We start from the raw sequence: 20,347 nt of genomic DNA, 5'->3' as shown, positions 1-20,347 counted from the left end.
ACAATGGCAGGAAGCAGTCTTCTGGTTCTGATCGATGACATCGCCACCGTGCTGGACGATGTCGCCCTGATGACCAAAACCGCCACCAAGAAAACTGCGGGTGTTCTGGGTGACGATCTTGCACTCAACGCCCAGCAGGTGACTGGCGTGAAACCTGCGCGGGAGTTACCGGTTGTCTGGGCCGTCGCCCGTGGTTCGATGATCAACAAGGCCATTCTGGTGCCGGCGGCTGTTGCGATCAGTTTTTTCATGCCCTGGCTGGTCACGCCGTTGCTGATGCTCGGCGGTGCCTTCCTGTGTTTCGAGGGGTTCGAGAAACTGGTGCACAAGTTTTTGCATCGGGAGGAAGATCAGAAGCGCAAAGGGGAGCTGCATGAGGCCCTGAAGAATCCGGAAGTCGATCTGCGGGCAATCGAGAAGGACAAGATCAAGGGTGCGATCCGCACCGATTTCATCCTCTCTGCGGAGATTATCGCCATTACCCTTGGAACGGTAACGACCCAGACCATCGGCATGCAGTTTATGGTGCTGGCCGTGGTCGCTATCATGATCACAGTCGTTGTTTATGGCCTGGTGGCGGGGATCGTAAAACTGGACGATGGCGGCCTTTACCTCAGTCAGCAAGACAATCCTGTGCTCCAGAAACTGGGCTCAGGCATTCTGTGGCTGGCTCCCTATCTGATGAAAACGCTCTCCATTCTTGGCACTCTGGCGATGTTTCTGGTGGGTGGTGGCATTCTCACCCACGGCTTTACTCCGGTTTACGACGCCATTCATCACTTTGCGGAAGGTTTTAGTGGTGTGGTTGGGATGCTTGTGCCAACGATAGCCAATGGCCTGTTCGGTGTGGCAGCTGGCGCGTTACTGGTCGCCATTATTACGCCACTGACGCGATGGTGGCAGGCGAGGAGCGCCTGAGAAGACCGGGGCTCTAGAGGCAGGCGTCAAACAGCCGGCTGACCAGGACCGGTACTGCGGTTTCCACCCGCAGAATGCGGGGACCGAGGTGCACACTCTGGCAACCGGCTTCTTCAAGTTTGCCCACTTCGTAAGCTGTAAAGCCACCCTCCGGGCCAACGCAGAGTACCGTCGGCTGGTTCAGGTGAACCGGGCAGGGGGTGTTTGTACCGGGGTGCGCTACCAGGGCCTGCTTGTTTGCCAATAGTGCCGGCAACTCGTCTTCCACAAAGGGTTTGAACAGCTTGCGGATCTGGACCCGTGGCATCAGGGTGTCTTTGGCCTGCTCCAGTCCCAGCGTGAGGTTCTCCCGGAGCTGCTCATCGGAAAGCCACGGCGTCTGCCAGAAGCTTTTTTCCACCTTGTAGCTGTTGATCAACCAGAGGTCTTTCACACCTAGTGCAGCGCAGGTTTGCAGGATACGGCGGAACATCTTCGGCCGGGGCATGGCCAGCACCAGGGTGAGCGGAAGTGGTGAAGGGGGAGACTGGTCCAGCGTGACCTTGAGTTCCGCCTCGGTATCGGTAAGCCGGACGACCTCGCCGACTCCCATTTGGCCACCCGCCCGGCCCACCGGCACCGTATCGCCGGCAGTTACCTTGATGACAGACTGCAGGTGAGCCAGACGCCGGCCACGCAGGACGGCCCGGTCAGGCGCTACGAAATCTTCGTCAAACAGTAACGCCAGATTCATTCGCCGGCGGGCTCATCGCTGTCCGGGTCTGCGACTTCCCGTTTCGCCAGTCGCCCGAACAGGATGCCGATCTCGAACAGGATCCACATGGGTACTGCCAGCAGGGTCTGGGAAATGATGTCAGGCGGCGTTAGCAGCATGCCGATGATAAAGCAGCCCACCACCACGTAGGGGCGCTTGGCTGCCAGATCCGCCGGTGTGGTGGCCCCGGTAAGGATGAGCAATACGGTGGCAATCGGAATCTCAAATGCGACACCGAAGGCAAAGAACATCTTGAGCACGAAATTGAGGTAGCTGGTGATGTCCGGTAATTCGACGATGCCTTCCGGTCCTATCGCGGTAAAGAAGCCGAACACCAGAGGGAAAACCACGTAATAGGCGAATGCCGCACCTGCATAGAACAGGATTACCGAGGTAAAGAGCAGTGGAAAGGCCAGCCGCTTTTCATGGGCGTACAGTCCCGGGGCGATGAAACTCCAGAGCTGGTAGAGAATGATCGGGATGGCTGCGAACACGGCCAGCACCAGGGCCAACTTCAGTGGTGCGAAGAAGGGCGAAGTAACATCCGTTGCGATCATGGTCTGGCCAACGGGCAACAGGGAACGGATAGGTTCAGACAGCCACAGGTACAGCTCGTTGGCAAACGGATAAATGGCAGCGAAGCAGACCAGCACCGCAAGAACCATTTTCAGAAGGCGATTGCGCAATTCGAGCAGGTGCTCGATCAGTGGCATTTCCTGCTGTTCCGGAGGCAGCTGGTTGCCGTCGGGTTTTGCATTCATGAACGGTTATCCGGCGGACTTTGCGGGGTTTCGCTTTTGGGTTGTTCCTTCCCGGCAGCGCCTGTATCCGGCGTCTGCGAGGCATCACTGGTATCAGCCTGATCCTGTGGCGGAGCCTCGGAGGCCTTTGCCTGGCCAGAGACACGTCGTGTCGCCGGTGCTGGTCTTGGCTTCTGGGTCTCGTTCTCGGGCAGGATCATGTGCTCGTACTTTTTAGCCTCGTCCAGGGCGCCGCGCACGGTTTTCTGAACATCGTCCAGGCCAACATCCCCCGCCTTGCGAAGCTCCTCACGGAGCTCATCGGCTTTGAGCTGCCGGTCCAGTTCCGAGGTGAACTGGCTGACCATGCGTCGGGCACCGCCCACCCAGCGGCCCGCAGCACGGGCAGCCGTGGGCAGACGCTCGGGGCCGAGTACCAACAGCGCGATGACGCCGCAGATCAGCAGCTCAAGAAAGCCGATATCGAACATTCAGCCTGGTCTCAGCTGTGGGACTTGTCCCGGGGCTTGTCTTCGGCCGCAGCCTGTTTTTGCGGCTGCTCCTCTTCCTTGCCTTCCAGGGAGTCCTGGTTCTCGGTCTTGGAGTCCTCATCGCTCATGGACTTCTTGAAGCCGCGAATGGCGCCACCGAGGTCGCTGCCGATGTTGCGGAGTTTCTTGGTTCCGAACAACAGAATGACAATGCCGAGTACGATAAGTAATTGCCAGATGCTGATACCCATTACGGGGTCCTCGTTTTAATGTTTCTGTTCAATGACATTGTACGTTACCAGAACGGTTACGCGGAAACCCCTTTGGAGGTACTACCGCTCACTTGTCCCGCGACGCTTTTTCTTCAAGGCCTGACAGGTCGAACCGGCTGGCCAGCTCGTCCAGGATGTCTTTCGGGCCAAGGCCCAGTCTCGACAGCATCACCATGCTGTGGAACCACAGGTCGGCGGTTTCGTAAACCACGTCCCGGGTTTCACCGGAGTGTTCCGCGTCCTTGGCGGCCAGCAGGGTTTCCGTGCACTCTTCCCCGACTTTTTCCAGAATCTTGTTCAGACCCTTGGCGTGGAGACTGGCTACGTAAGAGGTTTCCGGGTCTGCTTCCTTCCGGGCTTCCAGAACCCGTGCCAGGTTTTCCAGTACATCACTCACTGTCCGTGCTCCTCAGTTGCTGCCGTAGCTCAGTTGCTGCCGTAGATAGTGCCGGGGTCCTTGATCACCGGGTCAACACTGACCCACTGACCGTCTTTCAGTGTCCGGTAGAAGCAGCTGCGTCTGCCAGTATGGCAGGCGATGCCGCCTTTCTGTTCCACTTTCAGCAGGATGACGTCCTCGTCGCAGTCCAGTCGAATGTCCCGAATAACCTGTTGGTGCCCCGAGGTTTCCCCCTTGCGCCAGAGCTTGCCTCTGGAACGGGACCAATACACGGCCTGGCCTTCTTCGGCGGTCAGCCTGAGCGACTCACGGTTCATCCAGGCCATCATCAGAATGTCGCCGGTTTCGGCGTCCTGGGCGATGGCCGGCACCAGGCCGTCCTCTGTCCAACGAATGGCATCCAGCCAGTCAGGGGTCTCGACGTTATCCGAGCTGTTTTGCATTTTTGTGAATCCTGAAATCTTTATAGGTTATCGGCTGCCCCGGAGCATGATTCCGCCGGCGATGGCAAATAGCGCCCAACTCCAGGTCGGCACGTTTTCAAGCCACTGCCGGCCTTCAGGCTGGGTGCCCAGAATACCTCCGGCAATCAGAAGTACCGCCAGTGTCGCCCGTCGCCAGCGCCGCTCAGTTCGGACCTGCTGCTCGCGGAGCAACTCCAGTGTAGCCCGGTTCTGGGGCTCGGTGGGCCCGGCCTGCCGCAGTTGGAGAAGGGCATCGTGCACCAGCTGGGGCATTTCCGGCGACTGTTCCAGCCAGGAGGGCAGATGGGATTGCAGGGACTTGATCAGCCCCGATGGGCCAATCCGCTTGCGCATCCAGGTTTCTAGGTAGGGTTGCGCGGTACTCCACAAATCCAGATCCGGATAAAGCTGGCGGCCCAGGCCTTCCACGTTCAGCAGGGTTTTCTGCAGCAGGACGAGCTGAGGCTGCACTTCCATGTTGAATCGCCTCGCTGTCTGGAACAGGCGTAGCAGGAAGTGGCCGAAAGAGATGTCCTTTAACGGCTTCTCGAAAATGGGCTCGCAGACAGTACGAATGGCGGCCTCAAACTGGTTCACTGGCGTGTCGGGTGGCACCCAGCCGGACTGGATATGTAGCTGCGCAACCTGCCGGTAATCGCGGCGGAAAAAGGCTAGAAGATTTCGGGCGAGATAGCTCTGGTCATCCGGTGCCAGGGTACCGACGATCCCGAAATCGATCGCGATATATCGCGGGTCCGACGGGTTGGACGTATCCACGAAGATGTTGCCCGGGTGCATGTCGGCGTGGAAGAAGCTGTCCCGGAACACCTGGGTAAAGAAGATTTCCACACCTTTTTCCGCCAGTACCTTCATGTCGACGCCAGCGGCCTTCAGGGCGGCGGTATCCGCAATGGGGATGCCGTGAATGCGCTCCATCACCAGCACTGATTTGCGGGTGTAGTCCCAGTCGATGAACGGAATATAGATCAGCGAGGAGTTCTCGAAATTCCGGCGCAGCTGGCTGGCGTTGGCGGCCTCGCGCTGCAGGTCCAGTTCGTCGTGGATGGTGGCATCGTAGTCGGCAACCACTTCCACCGGGTGCAGGCGCTTGCCCTCGGACCAGTATTTTTCCAGCAGACCGGCCATCAGGTACATCAGGGCCAGGTCCTGGCGGATGACCCTCTCGATACCGGGGCGCAGTACTTTCACCACCACTTTCTGGCCGTTGAGCAGCGTGGCCGCATGCACCTGGGCAACCGACGCGGAGGCCAGCGGGTCCGGGCTGAATTCGGCAAACAGGTCCGACACCGGGGCGCCCAGCGAGGTTTCGATAATGCCCCGGGCCTCATCGCTCGGAAACGGCGGCACACGGTCCTGAAGGTTTTTCAGGGATTCGGCCATGTCATCTGGCAACAGATCCCGTCGGGTAGAGAGTATCTGGCCGAACTTTACAAACACGGGGCCCAGTTCCTCGAGGGCCAGCCGCAGTCGATCACCCCTGTCCAGCTTGGGTTTGGGGAACAGGTGCCACGGCGCAAGCAGGAAAAACACCTTCAGGGGCGCAGGCAGTTCTGCGATTGGCAGGAACGTGTCCAGCCGATAGCGGCAGAATACCCAGGCAATTCGAAACAGGCGTTGCAGGCGGGTCACAGGTTCTCCGGTTCGTCAGTCTTGCCGCGGTTTTCAACCAGGTTCAGCCGGGCTTCCAGTCTCTCGGTGCGCAAGTTCAGTTCGTCGATGTCCTCGAACGTTGCTTCCAGTTCCCGTCGCCCTGGCAGGGCACGACTCTCTTCATGCACATACTCCTCGATATTGGCGTTCAGGGACTGAAAGGCCTGACGGCTCCACCGAATGGCGCCGCGAATGCGCTGACCCAGAAAGTGTGCGGGTACATCCCCGAGATGCTGGGCCATGGCGGCTTCCCAATCCGGCTCAAGCTGGTTCAGTGCGCGCTGCAGCTGGTGGGCCAGGGCCGTGTCTCCGGTCACGTCGACGCGACCATCGGCAAAGACCCGGTCATCACCGGTGGCCAGCGCCGCAAAGGCGATGGGTTTGCCGGTAACCTGAAGAGCAGGCTGGTCGACCGGTTGGCTGCCAACCCGAACGCGGTTTCCGGCGCGATCCAGGGTGTAGGTCAGGGGGAAAGGATCTGTGATATTGAACTGCACCGGCCCCGCCAGTGCTTCCATCAAGGCATGATGCCCCGCCGGATCCAGTTCCAGCGCCCGGTTCAGGGCGCTTTCCAGGATCGCGGAGACAGCGGAAAGCAGGGTGGGGCCGGGAAACATCAGGGCTTGATTCCCACATGCAGGGCGACAATGCCGCCGGTCATGTTGTAGTACTTGCAGTTCACCAGGCCGGCATTCTCCATCATGCCCTTGAGAGTGTCCTGGTCCGGATGCATCCGGATGGATTCGGCCAGGTACTTGTAGCTTTCGCTGTCGCCGGCGATAAGCTGGCCCATCAATGGCAGAGCGGAAAACGAGTAGGTGTCGTAGGCCTTGCTCAGCAAAGGATTGGTCGGCTTGGAGAATTCCAGGATCATCAGTTTGCCACCGGGCTTGAGAACCCGGGCCATGTCGCGCAGGGCCTGATCTTTATCGGTGACATTGCGCAGGCCGAAGGCGATGGAAACCGCATTGAAGTTGTTGTCCGGGAACGGCAGGTGCTCGGCGTCCGCCTGCACGTATTCGATGTTGCCGGCATAGCCGCGGTCTGTCAGCCGGCTGCGGCCCACCTGCAGCATGGAGGCATTGATGTCGGCCAGCACCACCTTGCCGGACGGACCCACCAGGTCTGAAAACTTCATGGTGAGGTCGCCGGTGCCGCCGGCAATATCCAGTACCTGATGGCCGGGACGCACCCCGGAAAGCTCGATGGTGAAGCGCTTCCAGAGCCGGTGGATCCCCATGGACATCAGGTCGTTCATGAGGTCGTATTTACCCGCCACGCTGTGGAATACTTCGGCCACCTGGCTAGCCTTCTGGCTTTTTGGCACATTGCGAAAGCCAAAGTGGGTGACGTCATCCTGGCCGTTATTGTTTGCGGCCTGGTTGGCTGGCGTTTGCTGCTCGCTCATGGGAGATGTCCTGTCAGAATCTGAACCCCGTATTCTAACCGCTGACGGGGTTGCTACAAGGGTGGCGGTGAGTTAAATAGCGCCCTAAACTGTAAATTCGTCCAAATCCGAGAGAAAACGTTTTCATGTCCGTCATTGATGTACACCGCCCGCATACCCTGGATAAAGAACACGCGAGAGAGGCTGCCGAATCCCTGGCCAAAGACCTGTCCAGCCAGTTCGACGTGCATTACCAGTGGGAAGGCGATCACCTGAAATTCAAGCGTAGCGGCGTCAAGGGGCACCTGAACATTACCCCGACGGATCTGCACATTCATCTGGAGCTGGGCATGATGTTGCGGCCCTTCAAGTCCCGGATCGAGCAGGAAATCCACTCCCAGTTGGACCAGATCATCAAGGCCTGATCAGCCGGGTTGTCGTCGACTCAGAGGTTGTCCGGCAGGCTGAACGGGTCCGGACGACCGTCGAGTATATTGCGCATCACCCGCTGTTCCCGGGAAACCAGCCGGTCGATCAGTAGCTCCACATCGTCCATCTTCCGGAAGGCCGAGTACCCCCGGTGCAGAAAGCTGTGCAGGTCGCTCAGATCGGCCATTTCCGCCGGGCCCCGGGTCATCGACAAAAGCCATCCAAGGGTGCGGTTGCGGACATAGCGATCAAGCTGCTGGCCCACGTCAGCCACCAGGGTGATCTGCTTCTCCCTCTGATCCAGCTGTCGGCTTTCCCGAAAGGCGGCACAGTAGTCCTCAGTGGTTATTGCGTCGGCGGGCACGCCCTGCTGGTGGAACAGCTCGGCCAGCTCGAGATCCAGCTGCTGGGTGATCAGGTTCAGCTCCACCAGACCGGCGAAGGTGTCCAGCAGGTTGTCCGGCAGCCACTTCACCATCTTGGGGAAGACCCGATCAATATTGTCATCCCGCCGGGTCATTCCGGCCGGCGCATACAGATCGGTCAGCAAAAATTCGAGGCCGTGATGGTAACCGGGGTGCTGGTAAAGGTCTTCATGAGTCGCCTTAAGCCGTTCGGCCTGCCAGTCGGCAACGTGGATTGCGCTTTCCAGCAGTGGGTGTTCTGCTTTCAAATGCCGGAAATCATGGTAGTCCAACAGCAGTTGCTGCAGCTGGCGAGCGCTTTCGGTGCGGGCTTCGGTAGCGACAAGGCGCTCACGGTACATGGACGATGGCTCCACTAAACCTGAAGAAAAGAGCGTAGTTTAGCGGAGCTGAGGTGGTCTTGCAGTAAGGCACTGCCGGGAGTTATCAGCCCTGTGCGGCAGTGGGCAGCGTTTCGAACCCCGGCACCCATTCCTTGCTGTCCAGGGTGATGAAGTGGCTCGGTGCCTCGGTTTCGACGATTCGCATGGTGGTCGGGCTCTGGCGGGCACTGGCCAACATGGATGAGCGATCGAGAATACGGTCTACCGCAGGAATCAGGAAAGTGCCGTGGCGTACATGGCTGTATACGCTGGTGTCTGTCCGTGCCATCCAGTCCATGATGTTCTCGATGTTACGAACAATGGTCAGGTGATCCTTGGTGGCGGAAAACAGTTTGCTCAGCAGTTGCTTCTTGCGCGGGTTCATCTTGCCAAAGAAGGTCTGGCCGTAGGCGGACGACGGAGCGCTGTTGATCAGGCGTATCAGCCAGGGCCACATACCGTGGCTTACAGGTTCCAGAATGGTGGTCACCAGCGCAGAAAGCCTGCCGTTGGGGAGCACGGGTGCTTCCAGTACCACTTCCACGTCGTCATACAGCTCTGGCCATTGCTTGATGGCCTCAAGGATCACCGCCCCGCCACGGGAATGACCATGAACCCGAATGTTGTCAGTGGTGGGCAGGCTGGAAAGCGCCTGGTTGAGAATGCAGGCGTCGTATTCGATGGTGCCTTCCAGGTGCTTGATCGGCACTTCCCAATCCGGGGTCTCCGGGGTCACGCCGTTCACCGGGATGTGGTAATTGCTGCAGGTGAGCAGGATCAATTCGGTGGTGGGCGCTTCATAAGCCTGGGTGAAGTAGCAGTGGTTCTCCAGAAAGCCGTGCACGCCGACAACAGTCTGCTCGGCCTTGCCGCTGTGGTTGCGAACGGACACAGCGCCCTTGCCAACGCGATACACCCGCCCGGAGAACATTTCCGAGTAGGCGCTCTCAATCGGTTTTATCAGCTTGCGAACATGGCTCGCTTTCATAACTGCTCTCCCTTCCAGCACGGCAATGGCCTTTTATTGGAATTAGGGTGTGCTGGTAAGCCTTTTGTACCCCGATCACCTCGCTATGTTACTGGCTCTGAGTACAGATTTTTTGATTCCTCAGGGCCAATCAATCACGGATCGGCAGCGTTTAATAACCATTGCATCAAGGCTTATAACCAGTATAGGACTGAACAGTTACTCACGTGTAATTTTTTGTAACAGCGTGCGCTGGTGCCGCATATGGAGCCGGAAGGGCTTGTCTGGCACAATGCAGAGTTCGGTTTTTACTTACCTTCACCACTTTTCCAGGGACGTTCGGGTTTGAGTCACGAACAATCGCATCTCCTGCTACCTGCGGATTCGGCCTGGCTGGCCCTGGAGCGCCCGGAAAACCCCATGACCATCACCGTGATGCTGCGGGTTGATGGCCTCACTGCGCCCCGTTTCCGGGAATTCCTCCGGGTGTACTGGATGGCCTGGGAGCGTTTCCGGTACATGCCGGTCAAGCGCTCGCCCGCCTGGTGGTGGGAGCAGGACCCGATGTTTGATGTCCGCCACCACCTGGATGTGGTGGTAGATCGCTTCACTCCGGAAAGCCTGCAGGAGTGGGTGTCGGTGCGGCTGAACCAGCCTCTGCCCATGTATCGCCCGCGCTGGAAATTCTGGTTGGCGCCCAATGCCGAGGGCGGGGCGGTCCTGTTGCTGCGGATTCACCACTGTTATGCGGATGGTCTTTCCCTGCTGGGCATTTTTGAACGCCTCTGCCCACCGTCGCCCCGGCAGCATCCTGCCATATACGGCGCACCTGAAACCGCGGAGCTTTCACGGTGGACCGCTGCAGCAAAAGTCTGGCTCGGAGAGCTGATGGCCCCTGGAGAGTCCGCAGAAGAAGCCCATGGTGTTGCCGGGGGGGAGGAATCCGTTGGCAACCAGTGGCAGGATGCCGGGCGCCTGCTGGAGCGGGTTGCCCAGAAAAGTCTCAAGCTGGTCCATGAGTTTTCGGAATTCCTGGTGGAGCCGGAGGATTCAGACACCGATCTCCGGCGCCCCCTGCTGGGGCGACGGCACTGTCGCTGGTCTGAACCGGTGCCCCTGGAGCGCTTCAGGGCCATTGCCCAGGTCACCAACGTTACGATCAACGATGTGCTGCTGAGCTGTGTCGCGGCTGCGGTGCGCACCCGACTTGGCATTGACGGTGCGGACCTGGATGAAGCGGTGCTGCATGCCGCCGTGCCTGTCGATATCCGCAGCCGTTTGCCCGACGAGCTGAAGCCGGCACCCGGCGCCCTAGGCAACTATTTCGGCACCGTGTTTGTGCCATTGCCGGTGGATGGCGAAAGCCCCCTGGAACGCCTGTACCGTATCAAGCATGAAACCCGCCGCCTGAAGAAAAGCTGGCAGCCCGGCATTGCCTGGGGGCTGGCGGCCAGTGCCACTATAGTGCCGGAGCCCTGGCGGGAGCCTCTGGCCGATGTGTTCTATCGCAAGGCCAGTGCCGTGGTGTCCAACGTGCCCGGCACCCCGGAGCCTCGCTACATTGCCGGTTGCCGGATCACCGAGCAGATGTTCTGGGTGCCCCAGGCCGGGGATATTGGTCTGGGAATCAGCATTGTCAGCTACGCCGGCCAGGTGCAGTTTGGCGTCGTTGCCGATGAGGCCGTAATGGCCGATCCAGAAGGCTTTCTCAACGACTGCCTGCAGGAATTGGCCCAGTTTCCCGGCGACTGATCCGGCAGGTCGTACTCCCAAAGTTTCAATTCAAGTGCCTCCCAAATGAGCAGAAAACCTGCTCCCTGGAAGCATTTTCCCCCCCCCCTCGCATCACCGACCATGGAATTCAGGCGACAGACCGCGCCTGGAGAGTCCGGATAACCCGGATCTCCGATCCCAGATTTCCAAAAACAACCGGGGGAACTATGAAAAACAATAACGTCAGAAAGTCAGGGTTAGCCATTGCCATGGCAGCCGCCATGGGTGCCAGCACAGGAGCCAGTGCCGCTGTTGAGCTGTATAACCAGGACGGCACCAGCTTTTCCGTGGATGGCTACTTCAATGCGTTCTATGTAAACCGTGACGACAAGCAGAACGACGTTCGCGATTCCCGAATCAAGATGGGCTTCCTGCCCAACACCATCGGCTTCAATTTCAGCAAGGACATGGGTGATCTGACCCTGGGCGGACGTTCCTCGTTCTGGACCACCATCAATGACAGCCTTGATTCACCCACAGACACCGCCATTGACGTGCGCCAGTTCTATGCCACGGTGGACGGTGATTTCGGTCAGGTTCTGATCGGTAAGGACTTCGGCCTGTATGCACGCTCCAACATCTTTCTGGACGAGATCCTGATGGGATTCGGCTCTCCGGGGGTTGCCGGTGGCGTGTCCTTTGGCAATATCCGCGCGGGCTACCCGTACCCGACACCGTCGGCCCAGATTACCTACAGATCGCCGGATATGAGTGGCCTCAAAGTTGCGGCCGGTGTGCTGGATCCCGCCGACACGGTGACCGGTGCCAATGACGAGAATGCCGCACCGCGATTCGAGTCCGAGGTAACCTACAACGCCAACCTGAACGACGTGGCCCTGACCGGCTGGGTGAACGGCCGCTATCAGTCTGCTGAAAACGGCACTACGACCGTCGACAGCACAGGCCTTGGCTACGGCATCAAGGCGTCGGTCGCGGGACTGACCCTGGCCGCTTCCGGTTTTACCTCCAAGGGTGACAACCCGGTTCTGATCGGCAACGGAGCGGTGACCGAGGACGATGCCGACGGCTTCCTGGTTCAGGGCTCCTACGCCTTCGGCGCCAATCGCGTGGTGCTTTCCTACGGCGAGACGGACGCTGAAATCCTGAATCTGGAAACCGAAAGCACAACGCTCGGGTTCTTCCACGATGTAAACAGCAACTTCAAGCTGGTTGCCGAGTACAACATGTACGAAGACAACAACCGCACCACCGGTGCAACCACCACTGAGGCGGACACCATTGCCCTTGGCGCCATCGTGATGTTCTAAGCCCTACCTGGCGTTGCGGGTGGCGGGAGGGCCCCTCGCAGCGCCGGTTTGTCTAAGACTAAAGTGCCGGTTTGCCTGAATGGAAACCGGCAGCGCCATCAGACATTGATTCAGGAGGCAGTTTAATCAATGGCTTACGATCATTTTGGCGCGCCTATTAAAAGCACTGAAGTCGCATTGGCTGCGTTTACGGATGCCGTAGAATCGGTGAAAAGTCATCCGTTTTCGGGAACCGCGTTTATGAAGCCAGCGACGACCCTGCCTGCGGTCCGGGTAGCGAGTTCCAGCGTTCGCGATCCGATGTTGGCCGCCACCAATCTCGCCAGCCAGCTCAGCCATGAACATCTTGGTTGTGTGCTGTTCTTCTGTTCCGCGGAATACGACCTGGGTCGACTTGGTAGTGCCCTTGAGCACAGCTTTCAGGGCGTGCGCGTTTGCGGCTGTACCTCCGCCGGGGAAATCACGCCGGAGGGTTACGGTCGCGGATGCATCACCGCCATCGGGTTTGACCGCCGCTATTTCGCCATTGATTGTGCGCTGATCCGGGAGCTGGACCGGTTCACCCTGCAGGATGCCCAGGGGGTAATCGACGGCCTGCTTTCGACCTGTCGGGATGCCAGACTCGCGCCGGTCAAAGGCAACACCTTTGCCATCACGCTGCTGGACGGTCTGTCGAGCCGTGAAGAGCTGGTGCTGGCAACGCTCAATTCGGCCCTCGGCACCATTCCTCAGTTCGGCGGCTCCGCTGGCGACGATGAGCGCCTGGCCAACACCCATGTGTTCTACGATGGTCAGTTCCACACCGGAGCCGCCACGGTGTTGCTGGTCAATACACCGCTGGATTTCCGCGTGTTTTCCACGCACCACATGGTCGAACGCAGTGAAAAGCTGGTGGTGACGGACGCCTGTGCGGAAAGCCGCACGGTGTTCGAGCTTAATGCAGAGCCGGCGGCCGATGCCTATGCCCGAGCCGTTGGCGTGGATGTCGAAGCACTGGATCGCAAGGTGTTCGCGCTACGGCCCATGGGGGTGAAAATCGGCGGCCACTATTTTGTCCGCTCGGTGCAACGGGTGAACCCGGACAAGAGTCTGACTTTCTATTGCGCCGTGGAAACCGGAATCGTGATGACGGCCATGGAGCCGGAATCTCTGCTGGACAGCGTTCGCACCCAGATTGAGGCGGCAGAACGGGTCGTGGGGCCGCCCCTGGTCACCATCGGTTGCGACTGTTTTCTGCGCCGGCTGGAGGCAGAACTGACCGGGGAAGTAGAGGCGGTTTCGGAGTTCCTCCGCCACCACAAGGTGATTGGCTTCAATACCTACGGTGAGCAGTTCGACGGTATGCATATCAACCAGACGTTTACGGGGGTGGTCATTGGCCAGCCTGATGTCCGTTCCGGACAAGATTGAAGCACCCGTCGAGGACGAGCGGGACCAGCGAATTGCCGAGCTTGAGGCGGAGAACGAGCGCCTGAGGCGGATTCGCGATGCCCTGATTGTCCGGGTGGAGTCTGGTTCTGCCCACAAGCCGGAGCCCTACGCGGCCTTCGAGCACTCGGTGGTGCTTGCCGAGCAGGTTCGGGAGCGAACCGAGGCGTTAAACCAGGCCATGGAACAGCTCAAGGGCAGCAACAAGGCCCTGAACCGGGCCCGGGAAGAAGCTGAAACCACTCGCCAGAGACTGAGCGATGCCATCGAGAGCATTGCCGATGGCTTTGTGCTGTTTGATAACCAGCATTGCCTGATCCAGAGCAACAGTCGGTTCCGGAGCTACTGGCGGCATGCCGGTGTTGAGGCGCCAGGCCAGGGTACCCGGATTTCAGACGTGAAGCGGCAGGCGGTGGCCTGCGGTCTGGTTCTGGAGGAACACAGCCATCCGGACTCGGAAGGCGTGGTGTTCTTGCTGGCCAACGGCCGCTGGGTTCAGGTTACCGAGAGACCGACCCGGGAAGGGGGGTTGGTCGTGCTCTACTCCGACATCACCGATGTGAAGAACAGCGAAATGGCCCGCCGGATCAAGGCGCTCGAAGAGAGCGAGCGCTGGATTCGGGTGGTGACCGACCACGTGCCGGCGCTGATTGCCTACATCGGGGCCGATATGACCATCCAGTTCTGCAACAAGGTCTATGAGTCCTGGTACGGGCGCAAAGGCGAGTCGCCACTCGGCAAACGTCTCAACGAAGTGCATTCGCCCGAGTTCTACCAGCGGCTTCTGCCCCAGATTCTCGATGTCATGGACGGCCACAATGTCACGTTTGAATTCGAGGAGACCGGCGAGCAGGGCGAGGTGCGCCACATGCTGCGCTCCTATGTTCCGAACTTTGATGAACAGGGCGACATCATCGGTTTCTTTGTGTTGATCCGGGACATCACCGACCGCCGCAAGACCGCCCTGGCCCTGGAACAGGCCTATGACAACCTGGAGCGACGGGTGAAGGAGCGCACCGCTGCCCTGACCGGCCTGAACAACCAGCTGCGCCAGGAAATCACCGAGCGGGCTGCCGTAGAAGCCCGGCTTCGGGACGCCAAGCTGGAGGCCGAGCGGGCCAATCTCTCGAAAACCAAGTTCCTGGCGGCCGTCAGCCACGATCTGCTGCAGCCTTTGAATGCCGCACGGTTGTTCACCAGTGCACTGCTGGAACAGTCGTTCGGGCCCAAGGCGGAAGGCCTGGTTCGCTCGGTCAGCACGTCCCTGGACGATGTCGAAAACCTGCTCGGCACCCTGGTGGATATTTCCAAGCTCGATGCCGGCGTTATCAAACCGGATGTCACCGCCTTTGATCTTCGGGACCTGCTCAATAACATCGCCCGGGAATTCCGGCAGATGGCCACGGCCGAGGGGCTGCAACTGGATTTCGTTGCCAGCTCCGCGATTGTGGAGTCGGATTCCCAGCTACTGGCTCGGATCCTCCGGAATTTCCTGACCAACGCCATCCGCTATACCGGCAACGGCCGGATTCTGCTTGGCTGCCGTAGACAAACGGATCATGTTCTGTTGCAGGTGTGGGATACCGGCCCTGGTATTCCCGAGGACAAACTCACCGAGATCTTCCAGGAATTCAAACGAATTCGACCGGCCGGCTCACAACCCGACAAGGGCCTTGGCCTCGGACTTGCCATCGTGGACAAGATTTCCCGCATGCTCGGGCACGAGGTGACGGTGAATTCCATCGAGGGCAAGGGATCTGTGTTCAGTGTCCGGGTCCCCATTGGCAAATTGAAGCCCAGACAGCCAGCGGCTGATCAGAACTGTGCCGTATCGTTCGATAGCGGTCTTGGCGGTGCCCGAATCTGGGTGATCGACAATGACCAGTCGATCTGCCAGGGCATGAAAACCCTGCTTGAGGGTTGGGATTGTCAGGTGGTGACGGCGGTGTCCCTGGAGGATCTCGAGCGCCAGCTGGATCCGGCTACCAGTGCAGTGGACCTGATCCTGGCGGATTATCATCTGGATAACGACGAGAACGGCGTGGATGTGGTGGCTGAGATCAATGGCCGCCGGAGATGCCCGGCGCCGGTGGTGATGATTACCGCCAACTACACCAATGAGCTGAAGCAGCATATCCGCGAGCTTGGGCACCTACTTATGAACAAGCCGGTGAAGCCCCTGAAGCTGAGAAGCGCGCTGAGTCATTTGCTCAGGAATTGAGGTTGCAGATGGGTGTCGGATTACGGCTTCGCCTAATCCGACCTACGCGGGGGTGAGTGCTCGAAAGGTAGGTCGGATTAGCCAACGGCGTAATCCGACAAACACGCTACCTTAACGCTTCAAATACTGACTGAAATCCACATCACTGGCAGACAGAATTGCCTGAACCCGGTTGTGAACCCCGAGCTTGCGAAGGATCGCAGACACATGGGCCTTCACCGTGGTCTCGGCGATGTTCAGGTTATAGGCAATCTGTTTGTTGGATTCGCCCTTGGACATGCGTTCAAGCACCAGCAGCTGGCGGCGGGTCAGGGAATTCAGCAGCTCCGGTGAAATCGGATTGTCTTCATTGCGACTACGGCGGGTGTTGCTTTCCTTGCCGGTGCGGATGATGTCCGAGGGCAGGTAAACATTGCCGTTCAGGATTTGCTGAATGGCCTCGGTCATCTGGGCCCGGGGCGAGGACTTGGTAATGAAACCGCAGGCGCCGTAGGTAATGGCCTGCAGTACCACCTGTTTGTCTTCCTCGGCAGAAACAATCACTACCGGAATGGTCGGGGCCTCATTGCGCAACGTGATCAGGCCGTTCAGGCCATGCATGCCCGGCATATTCAGGTCCAGCAGGATAAGGTCCAGATCGTCGTTCTCGCGAGTGATATCGAGGGCGCTGTCCAGATCGTCGGTTTCGATGATCTCGCTGCCCTCAAAGCCAGAGGCGATAACGCTGCTGATGGCCTCGCGGAACAGCGGGTGGTCGTCGGCAATCAGAATCTTGTAAGCCGGCTCCATGGATGGGTCTACCTGTTTGTTTTCAGTATCGGGTGTGGCTTCCGAATCATGATAGCGTTTTTCAGAAGCATGATGGCAGTTTTCGGAAGGGTAGTTCTCGGTAGAGAGTGCGGCTTCGAGCTCGTTCAGCATGGCGGCCTCCTGTGCAGAGAATCACCGGGTTCGGCCCCGATCCTCTGTTTATTATTGTGATGGTTTCATTACACGCCATCTTGGTCTCGGGTTGAATGCGACCATCGCACCAAAAAACAGGCACCAAAGTACTATTCTTGCCGGGCTGTGGGCTTCGTATCGTGGAGCAATGAGCCTACAACCTACAATAACTCCAGTCTCCCAACCCTCTCTTGCCGATCGCTGGATCAAAAAGGGAGTGACCGCCCTGGTGTGTCTTATCTTCAGCCTCGCAGGTGGTGCCCAGACCGGGGAGGGAGCCTCTGAGCTGCCCGTACTGTCCGTCAGCGTATTGCAGTTCGGCACGGCCCACTGGGAGCTTGACCATATCCTGCATCGGGAACTGGATCGGGAGAATGGCTATCGGCTGGACCTGAAACCGGTGGCCAACCTGCCGGCCTCCAGGCTCGCGGTCACCAGCGGTTCGGTGAATGGCGCAGTGGCCGACCTGCTGTGGGCGCAGTCCAGGTTTCAGGCAGGAGCGCCCTACCTTTATGTGTCTTTTTCATCCCAGATCGGCGATATCGTTGTCGCCGAGACTTCCCCGATCCGCTCGGTGGCGGATCTGGCGGACAAGCGCATCGGCGTAGCCGGCGGGCCGGACAGCAAGGGCTGGATACTGCTCCAGAAAGTCGCAGAGCGACAGGGTATCAACCTGGACGAATCCGCAGAGATCCAGTTCGCTGCTCCGCCGCTGCTCAGCCAGGCTCTCAAGCGGGGACAGGTAGACGTGATCGTCACCTACTGGCATTTCGCGGCCCGTCTCCGGGGTGAGGGCGGCTGGCGGTCGGCCTTCAGCATGGCCGATCTGCTCACTGAGCTGGACCTGGATCGCAACCTGCCGGTGCTGGGTTATGTCTTCCCTGCGAAATGGGCGACCGATCATGGATCGTTGATAGATGGTTTCGCGGCCTCCCTTCAAGAGGCCAAAGCCGAGCTGGCGGACAGTGAATCACCCTGGCAACGCCTGCGTCCCCTGATGGGTAATCCTGAAGAGGGCGTCTTCACGGCATTGCGCGAGGGCTTCGTCGCCGGCACGCCTGCTCCACAAACAGACCAGCGTATTGCAGACCTGCAGCGTTTGATGACCCTCACAGGTGCCGATCCGGACCGCCTGATGCCCGCCAATCTGTTTTACCGGAGCCAACCGTGAAAGGCCCTCCCGGCCGCCCGCCGCTCTGGAGCTACTGGATAGTTTTGCCCTCGTTTGTCGTGCTCTGGGCGCTGACGGCCTGGCTGCTTCAGTCGCCCCTGTTACCAACGCCGGTGAACGTTCTGGATACCCTGGTTCGGGAATCGGCGTCCGGCGAGCTCTGGCATCACCTGGGGGCGACCCTGGCCCGCGTGGTGGTCGCATTCATTCTGGCGATGGCGATTGGCACCGCCATCGGCATTGTGATGGGCCGTTCACAAACCACCAATGCCCTGTTCGATCCCCTGCTGGTGTTGTTACTCAACCTGCCGGCGCTGGTCACCATCATCCTTATGTACGTCTGGTTCGGCCTGGTGGAAGTGGCTGCCGTGATGGCGGTCGTGATCAACAAAGTGCCCAACGTTGCGGTGACGGTTCGTGAAGGCGCCCGCAGCCTCGACTACCGGCTTGAGGAAATGGCCACCGTTTACGAGTTCACCCGCTGGCAACGGTTGCGCGAAGTGTGGGTGCCGCAGCTGTTTCCTTACCTCATGGCCGCCACCCGGGGTGGTCTCGCCCTGATCTGGAAGATTGTCCTTGTAGTGGAACTGCTGGGCCGCTCCAGCGGCGTCGGCTTCCAGCTGCACATGGCGTTTCAGGTTTTCGACGTGGCCGCCATTCTTGCCTACAGCCTGGCGTTCATTGCCATCGTCCAGCTGATTGAACTGGCCATACTTCAGCCTCTTGAGCGCCGATCCAGTCGCTGGCGACAACCGGAGGCCGCCCATGCTTGAACTCAGAATCGCCGGCCGTGATTTCGGCCAGCCGGTGCTCGGAGAGGTCTTCGCAACCATTGCGCGAGGCGACCGGATCTGCCTGCTGGGTCCCTCGGGTATCGGCAAGACCACCCTGCTGAACGCGATTGCCGGTCTCGACAAATCGGTTCCCGAAGACGCGGTTATCGGGCGCGACAAACTCCGGGTGGGCTACCTATTTCAGGAGCATCGCCTGCTGCCATGGCGGACTTTACATGCCAATCTCAGGCTGGTTGGTGCCAGCGATGACGAGGCCGGGACGTTGCTGGGCCAGGTTGGCCTGGCCGGCTACGGCCATTATCTCCCGGACCAACTGTCACTCGGTATGGCCCGAAGAGCCGCCCTGGCCCGTTGCCTTGCGGTGAAGCCCGACTTGCTCTTGCTGGACGAGCCGTTTGCCTCGCTGGACCCCATCATGGCCGGCGAACTGAAAGCCTTGATCGCCGGGATCCTGGACTCGCAACCGGATATGGCGATGATCTGTGTGACCCACGATGGTGGTGATGCAGAGATATTGGCCAATCGGCTCTGGTACCTCGACGGAAAACCTGCGCGCCTGCAGTGGGATGATCAGATTGGGGAGGCTGGCATCGTCGAAGGGCTGCTCGGCAAACTACGCAGGCTCGATCCGACTATGTCCTGATCAAATCCCCGGTCTATAAAAAACAGCCCCTGGTTTTTACGCTATCCGCTGCAACCTTTGCCCTTTACTTAAGTAATGTTATAACATAACATTTGCCGCCTCGAAATATTTCTTTTCCAAGTCCATTCCTGCATGCGGCAGGCGCGGGAGGTTGTCCATGACAGTAGAGTCCAATTCGGTTGCCGGCCCTGTGGCTGTTCACGGTGGCAAACCTGAATGCCTGACAGAGATATTCCGGGATGAGGTCAATCTGGCCGTCTGGCGGCGGGAGCCGCGTACTGAATGTCTGGATTTTGCACGCCATTTCGCGTCAGAGGTTTCCAGCTTCGAGCGCTTTGTCGCGCAGGAGAAAGACGGGCCCGTTGATGAGGTTCTCCCGCGTTGGGCGCTGGAATTGCCCGGCGCCCGGGCGTGGCTGGCGGATGTCAGGGAACTGATCGACATGTATCGATGCCTGTTCGAGCCTGCCGCCGTGGGGGTTCGGGTTCATGTGTTGGCTGACACCATGTGTCCCCGATTTCACACGGACCGGGTTCCGGCTCGATTGCTGGTGACCTATTCGGGACGGGGAACCGAGTGGCTTGCAGAATCGGATGTTTTACGTCCGGAAAGCCCGGGGCCGTTGCCGGAGCAGCCAGTAGCGGAACACCGCATCCAGGTCATGCCTACCGGGTCGGTTGCGATCCTGAAAGGGGAAGCCTGGATTGGCAATGAAGGCCGAGGCCTTGTTCACCGCTCGCCCGCGCCGGGTGATACCCCCAGGCTGGTTCTGGGACTGGACTGGCTTTCCTGAAGCAATAAAAGCAATGTTATAACATTAAATAAGG

The 20,347-nt window shown here is 59.2% G+C and carries 22 protein-coding genes; 10 read left to right on the top strand and 12 right to left on the bottom strand.

Translation table 11 applies throughout. The annotated features are described in order from the left end of the window. Positions 1-3 precede the first annotated feature (3 nt). On the top strand, positions 4-918 hold the full coding sequence (locus tag ACO06L_RS11390; RefSeq protein ID WP_202348176.1) for a DUF808 domain-containing protein: 915 nt from the start codon (positions 4-6) through the stop codon (positions 916-918). Between the two features lie 13 nt (positions 919-931). Here the strand turns inward: ACO06L_RS11390 and ACO06L_RS11385 are convergent, their stop codons facing one another. The 9 genes from ACO06L_RS11385 to ubiE all read right to left on the bottom strand — a co-directional run bounded on the left by ACO06L_RS11385 (position 932) and on the right by ubiE (position 7,118). Next, positions 932-1,651, bottom strand: coding sequence for a 16S rRNA (uracil(1498)-N(3))-methyltransferase (locus ACO06L_RS11385; RefSeq protein ID WP_202348177.1), 720 nt, complete (start codon positions 1,649-1,651; stop codon positions 932-934). Then, the gene (gene tatC, locus ACO06L_RS11380) at positions 1,648-2,433 is read right to left on the bottom strand and encodes a twin-arginine translocase subunit TatC (RefSeq protein ID WP_008170984.1); all 786 of its coding nucleotides are present in this window, start codon (positions 2,431-2,433) and stop codon (positions 1,648-1,650) included. The genes ACO06L_RS11385 and tatC overlap by 4 nt, the downstream gene beginning before the upstream one ends. Beyond that, positions 2,430-2,903 (bottom strand): Sec-independent protein translocase protein TatB, encoded by a 474-nt coding sequence (gene tatB, locus ACO06L_RS11375; protein ID WP_064229907.1) that lies wholly within the window; start codon positions 2,901-2,903, stop codon positions 2,430-2,432. The genes tatC and tatB overlap by 4 nt, the downstream gene beginning before the upstream one ends. An 11-nt stretch (positions 2,904-2,914) precedes the next feature. Beyond that, complete coding sequence (gene tatA / locus ACO06L_RS11370; protein ID WP_064229908.1) at positions 2,915-3,154, bottom strand: Sec-independent protein translocase subunit TatA; 240 nt, start codon at positions 3,152-3,154, stop codon at positions 2,915-2,917. An 88-nt stretch (positions 3,155-3,242) separates the two neighbouring features. After that, on the bottom strand, positions 3,243-3,572 hold the full coding sequence (locus tag ACO06L_RS11365) for a phosphoribosyl-ATP diphosphatase (RefSeq protein ID WP_104321840.1): 330 nt from the start codon (positions 3,570-3,572) through the stop codon (positions 3,243-3,245). A 29-nt stretch (positions 3,573-3,601) separates the two neighbouring features. After that, on the bottom strand, positions 3,602-4,018 hold the full coding sequence (hisI, locus tag ACO06L_RS11360) for a phosphoribosyl-AMP cyclohydrolase (protein ID WP_202348178.1): 417 nt from the start codon (positions 4,016-4,018) through the stop codon (positions 3,602-3,604). A 27-nt stretch (positions 4,019-4,045) separates the two neighbouring features. Next, the gene (gene ubiB / locus ACO06L_RS11355; protein ID WP_202348179.1) at positions 4,046-5,689 is read right to left on the bottom strand and encodes a ubiquinone biosynthesis regulatory protein kinase UbiB; all 1,644 of its coding nucleotides are present in this window, start codon (positions 5,687-5,689) and stop codon (positions 4,046-4,048) included. Further along, positions 5,686-6,327, bottom strand: coding sequence for a ubiquinone biosynthesis accessory factor UbiJ (locus tag ACO06L_RS11350; RefSeq protein WP_202348180.1), 642 nt, complete (start codon positions 6,325-6,327; stop codon positions 5,686-5,688). Before ACO06L_RS11350 ends, ubiB begins: the two co-directional genes overlap by 4 nt. Continuing rightward, positions 6,327-7,118 carry a bifunctional demethylmenaquinone methyltransferase/2-methoxy-6-polyprenyl-1,4-benzoquinol methylase UbiE gene (ubiE, locus tag ACO06L_RS11345; RefSeq protein WP_202348181.1) on the bottom strand — a complete coding sequence of 264 codons (792 nt, stop codon included), beginning with the start codon at positions 7,116-7,118 and terminating at the stop codon, positions 6,327-6,329. Before ubiE ends, ACO06L_RS11350 begins: the two co-directional genes overlap by 1 nt. Positions 7,119-7,243: 125 nt before the next feature. On the opposite strand from ubiE, the gene ACO06L_RS11340 reads away from it, so the two are divergent. Beyond that, on the top strand, positions 7,244-7,522 hold the full coding sequence (locus ACO06L_RS11340; RefSeq protein WP_202348182.1) for a polyhydroxyalkanoic acid system family protein: 279 nt from the start codon (positions 7,244-7,246) through the stop codon (positions 7,520-7,522). Positions 7,523-7,542: 20 nt separating this feature from the next. On the opposite strand, the gene ACO06L_RS11335 is transcribed toward ACO06L_RS11340, so the two are convergent. Both ACO06L_RS11335 and ACO06L_RS11330 read right to left on the bottom strand, forming a co-directional pair. Continuing rightward, entirely contained in the window at positions 7,543-8,292 is a 750-nt protein-coding gene (locus ACO06L_RS11335) for an FFLEELY motif protein (RefSeq protein ID WP_202348183.1), read from the bottom strand. A gap of 85 nt (positions 8,293-8,377) precedes the next feature. After that, positions 8,378-9,301, bottom strand: a complete 924-nt coding sequence (locus tag ACO06L_RS11330) for an alpha/beta hydrolase (RefSeq protein ID WP_104321835.1) — start codon at positions 9,299-9,301, stop codon at positions 8,378-8,380. A gap of 324 nt (positions 9,302-9,625) precedes the next feature. Here ACO06L_RS11330 and ACO06L_RS11325 point away from each other — a divergent pair, with 324 nt between their 5' ends. From ACO06L_RS11325 to ACO06L_RS11310, 4 genes are all read left to right on the top strand, one after another. Beyond that, positions 9,626-11,032: a WS/DGAT domain-containing protein gene (locus ACO06L_RS11325; protein WP_202348184.1), complete on the top strand. Its 1,407-nt coding sequence runs from the start codon at positions 9,626-9,628 to the stop codon at positions 11,030-11,032. A 188-nt stretch (positions 11,033-11,220) separates the two neighbouring features. Continuing rightward, positions 11,221-12,321, top strand: coding sequence for a porin (locus ACO06L_RS11320; RefSeq protein ID WP_202348185.1), 1,101 nt, complete (start codon positions 11,221-11,223; stop codon positions 12,319-12,321). 240 nt (positions 12,322-12,561) lie between these two features. Beyond that, complete coding sequence (nosP, locus tag ACO06L_RS11315; protein ID WP_413816180.1) at positions 12,562-13,731, top strand: nitric oxide-sensing protein NosP; 1,170 nt, start codon at positions 12,562-12,564, stop codon at positions 13,729-13,731. Then, entirely contained in the window at positions 13,709-15,970 is a 2,262-nt protein-coding gene (locus ACO06L_RS11310; RefSeq protein WP_202348243.1) for a hybrid sensor histidine kinase/response regulator, read from the top strand. Before nosP ends, ACO06L_RS11310 begins: the two co-directional genes overlap by 23 nt. A 111-nt stretch (positions 15,971-16,081) precedes the next feature. Here ACO06L_RS11310 and ACO06L_RS11305 read toward each other — a convergent pair whose 3' ends face one another. After that, positions 16,082-16,759, bottom strand: a complete 678-nt coding sequence (locus ACO06L_RS11305; protein ID WP_062786421.1) for a response regulator — start codon at positions 16,757-16,759, stop codon at positions 16,082-16,084. Positions 16,760-17,129: 370 nt separating this feature from the next. On the opposite strand from ACO06L_RS11305, the gene ACO06L_RS11300 reads away from it, so the two are divergent. The 4 genes from ACO06L_RS11300 (at position 17,130) to ACO06L_RS11285 (ending at position 20,313) form a co-directional block, all read left to right on the top strand. Next, positions 17,130-18,083 carry an ABC transporter substrate-binding protein gene (locus ACO06L_RS11300; protein ID WP_202348187.1) on the top strand — a complete coding sequence of 318 codons (954 nt, stop codon included), beginning with the start codon at positions 17,130-17,132 and terminating at the stop codon, positions 18,081-18,083. Next, positions 18,080-18,856: an ABC transporter permease gene (locus tag ACO06L_RS11295; protein WP_320407647.1), complete on the top strand. Its 777-nt coding sequence runs from the start codon at positions 18,080-18,082 to the stop codon at positions 18,854-18,856. The genes ACO06L_RS11300 and ACO06L_RS11295 overlap by 4 nt, the downstream gene beginning before the upstream one ends. Continuing rightward, positions 18,849-19,520 carry an ATP-binding cassette domain-containing protein gene (locus tag ACO06L_RS11290; RefSeq protein WP_202348188.1) on the top strand — a complete coding sequence of 224 codons (672 nt, stop codon included), beginning with the start codon at positions 18,849-18,851 and terminating at the stop codon, positions 19,518-19,520. The genes ACO06L_RS11295 and ACO06L_RS11290 overlap by 8 nt, the downstream gene beginning before the upstream one ends. A gap of 157 nt (positions 19,521-19,677) precedes the next feature. Beyond that, positions 19,678-20,313, top strand: a complete 636-nt coding sequence (locus ACO06L_RS11285; protein ID WP_202348189.1) for a DUF1826 domain-containing protein — start codon at positions 19,678-19,680, stop codon at positions 20,311-20,313. Positions 20,314-20,347 lie beyond the last annotated feature (34 nt).

This window comes from Marinobacter sp., assembly GCF_965229985.1.
GTDB lineage: Bacteria > Pseudomonadota > Gammaproteobacteria > Pseudomonadales > Oleiphilaceae > Marinobacter.
This window is presented reverse-complemented; position numbering and strand designations above follow the sequence as displayed.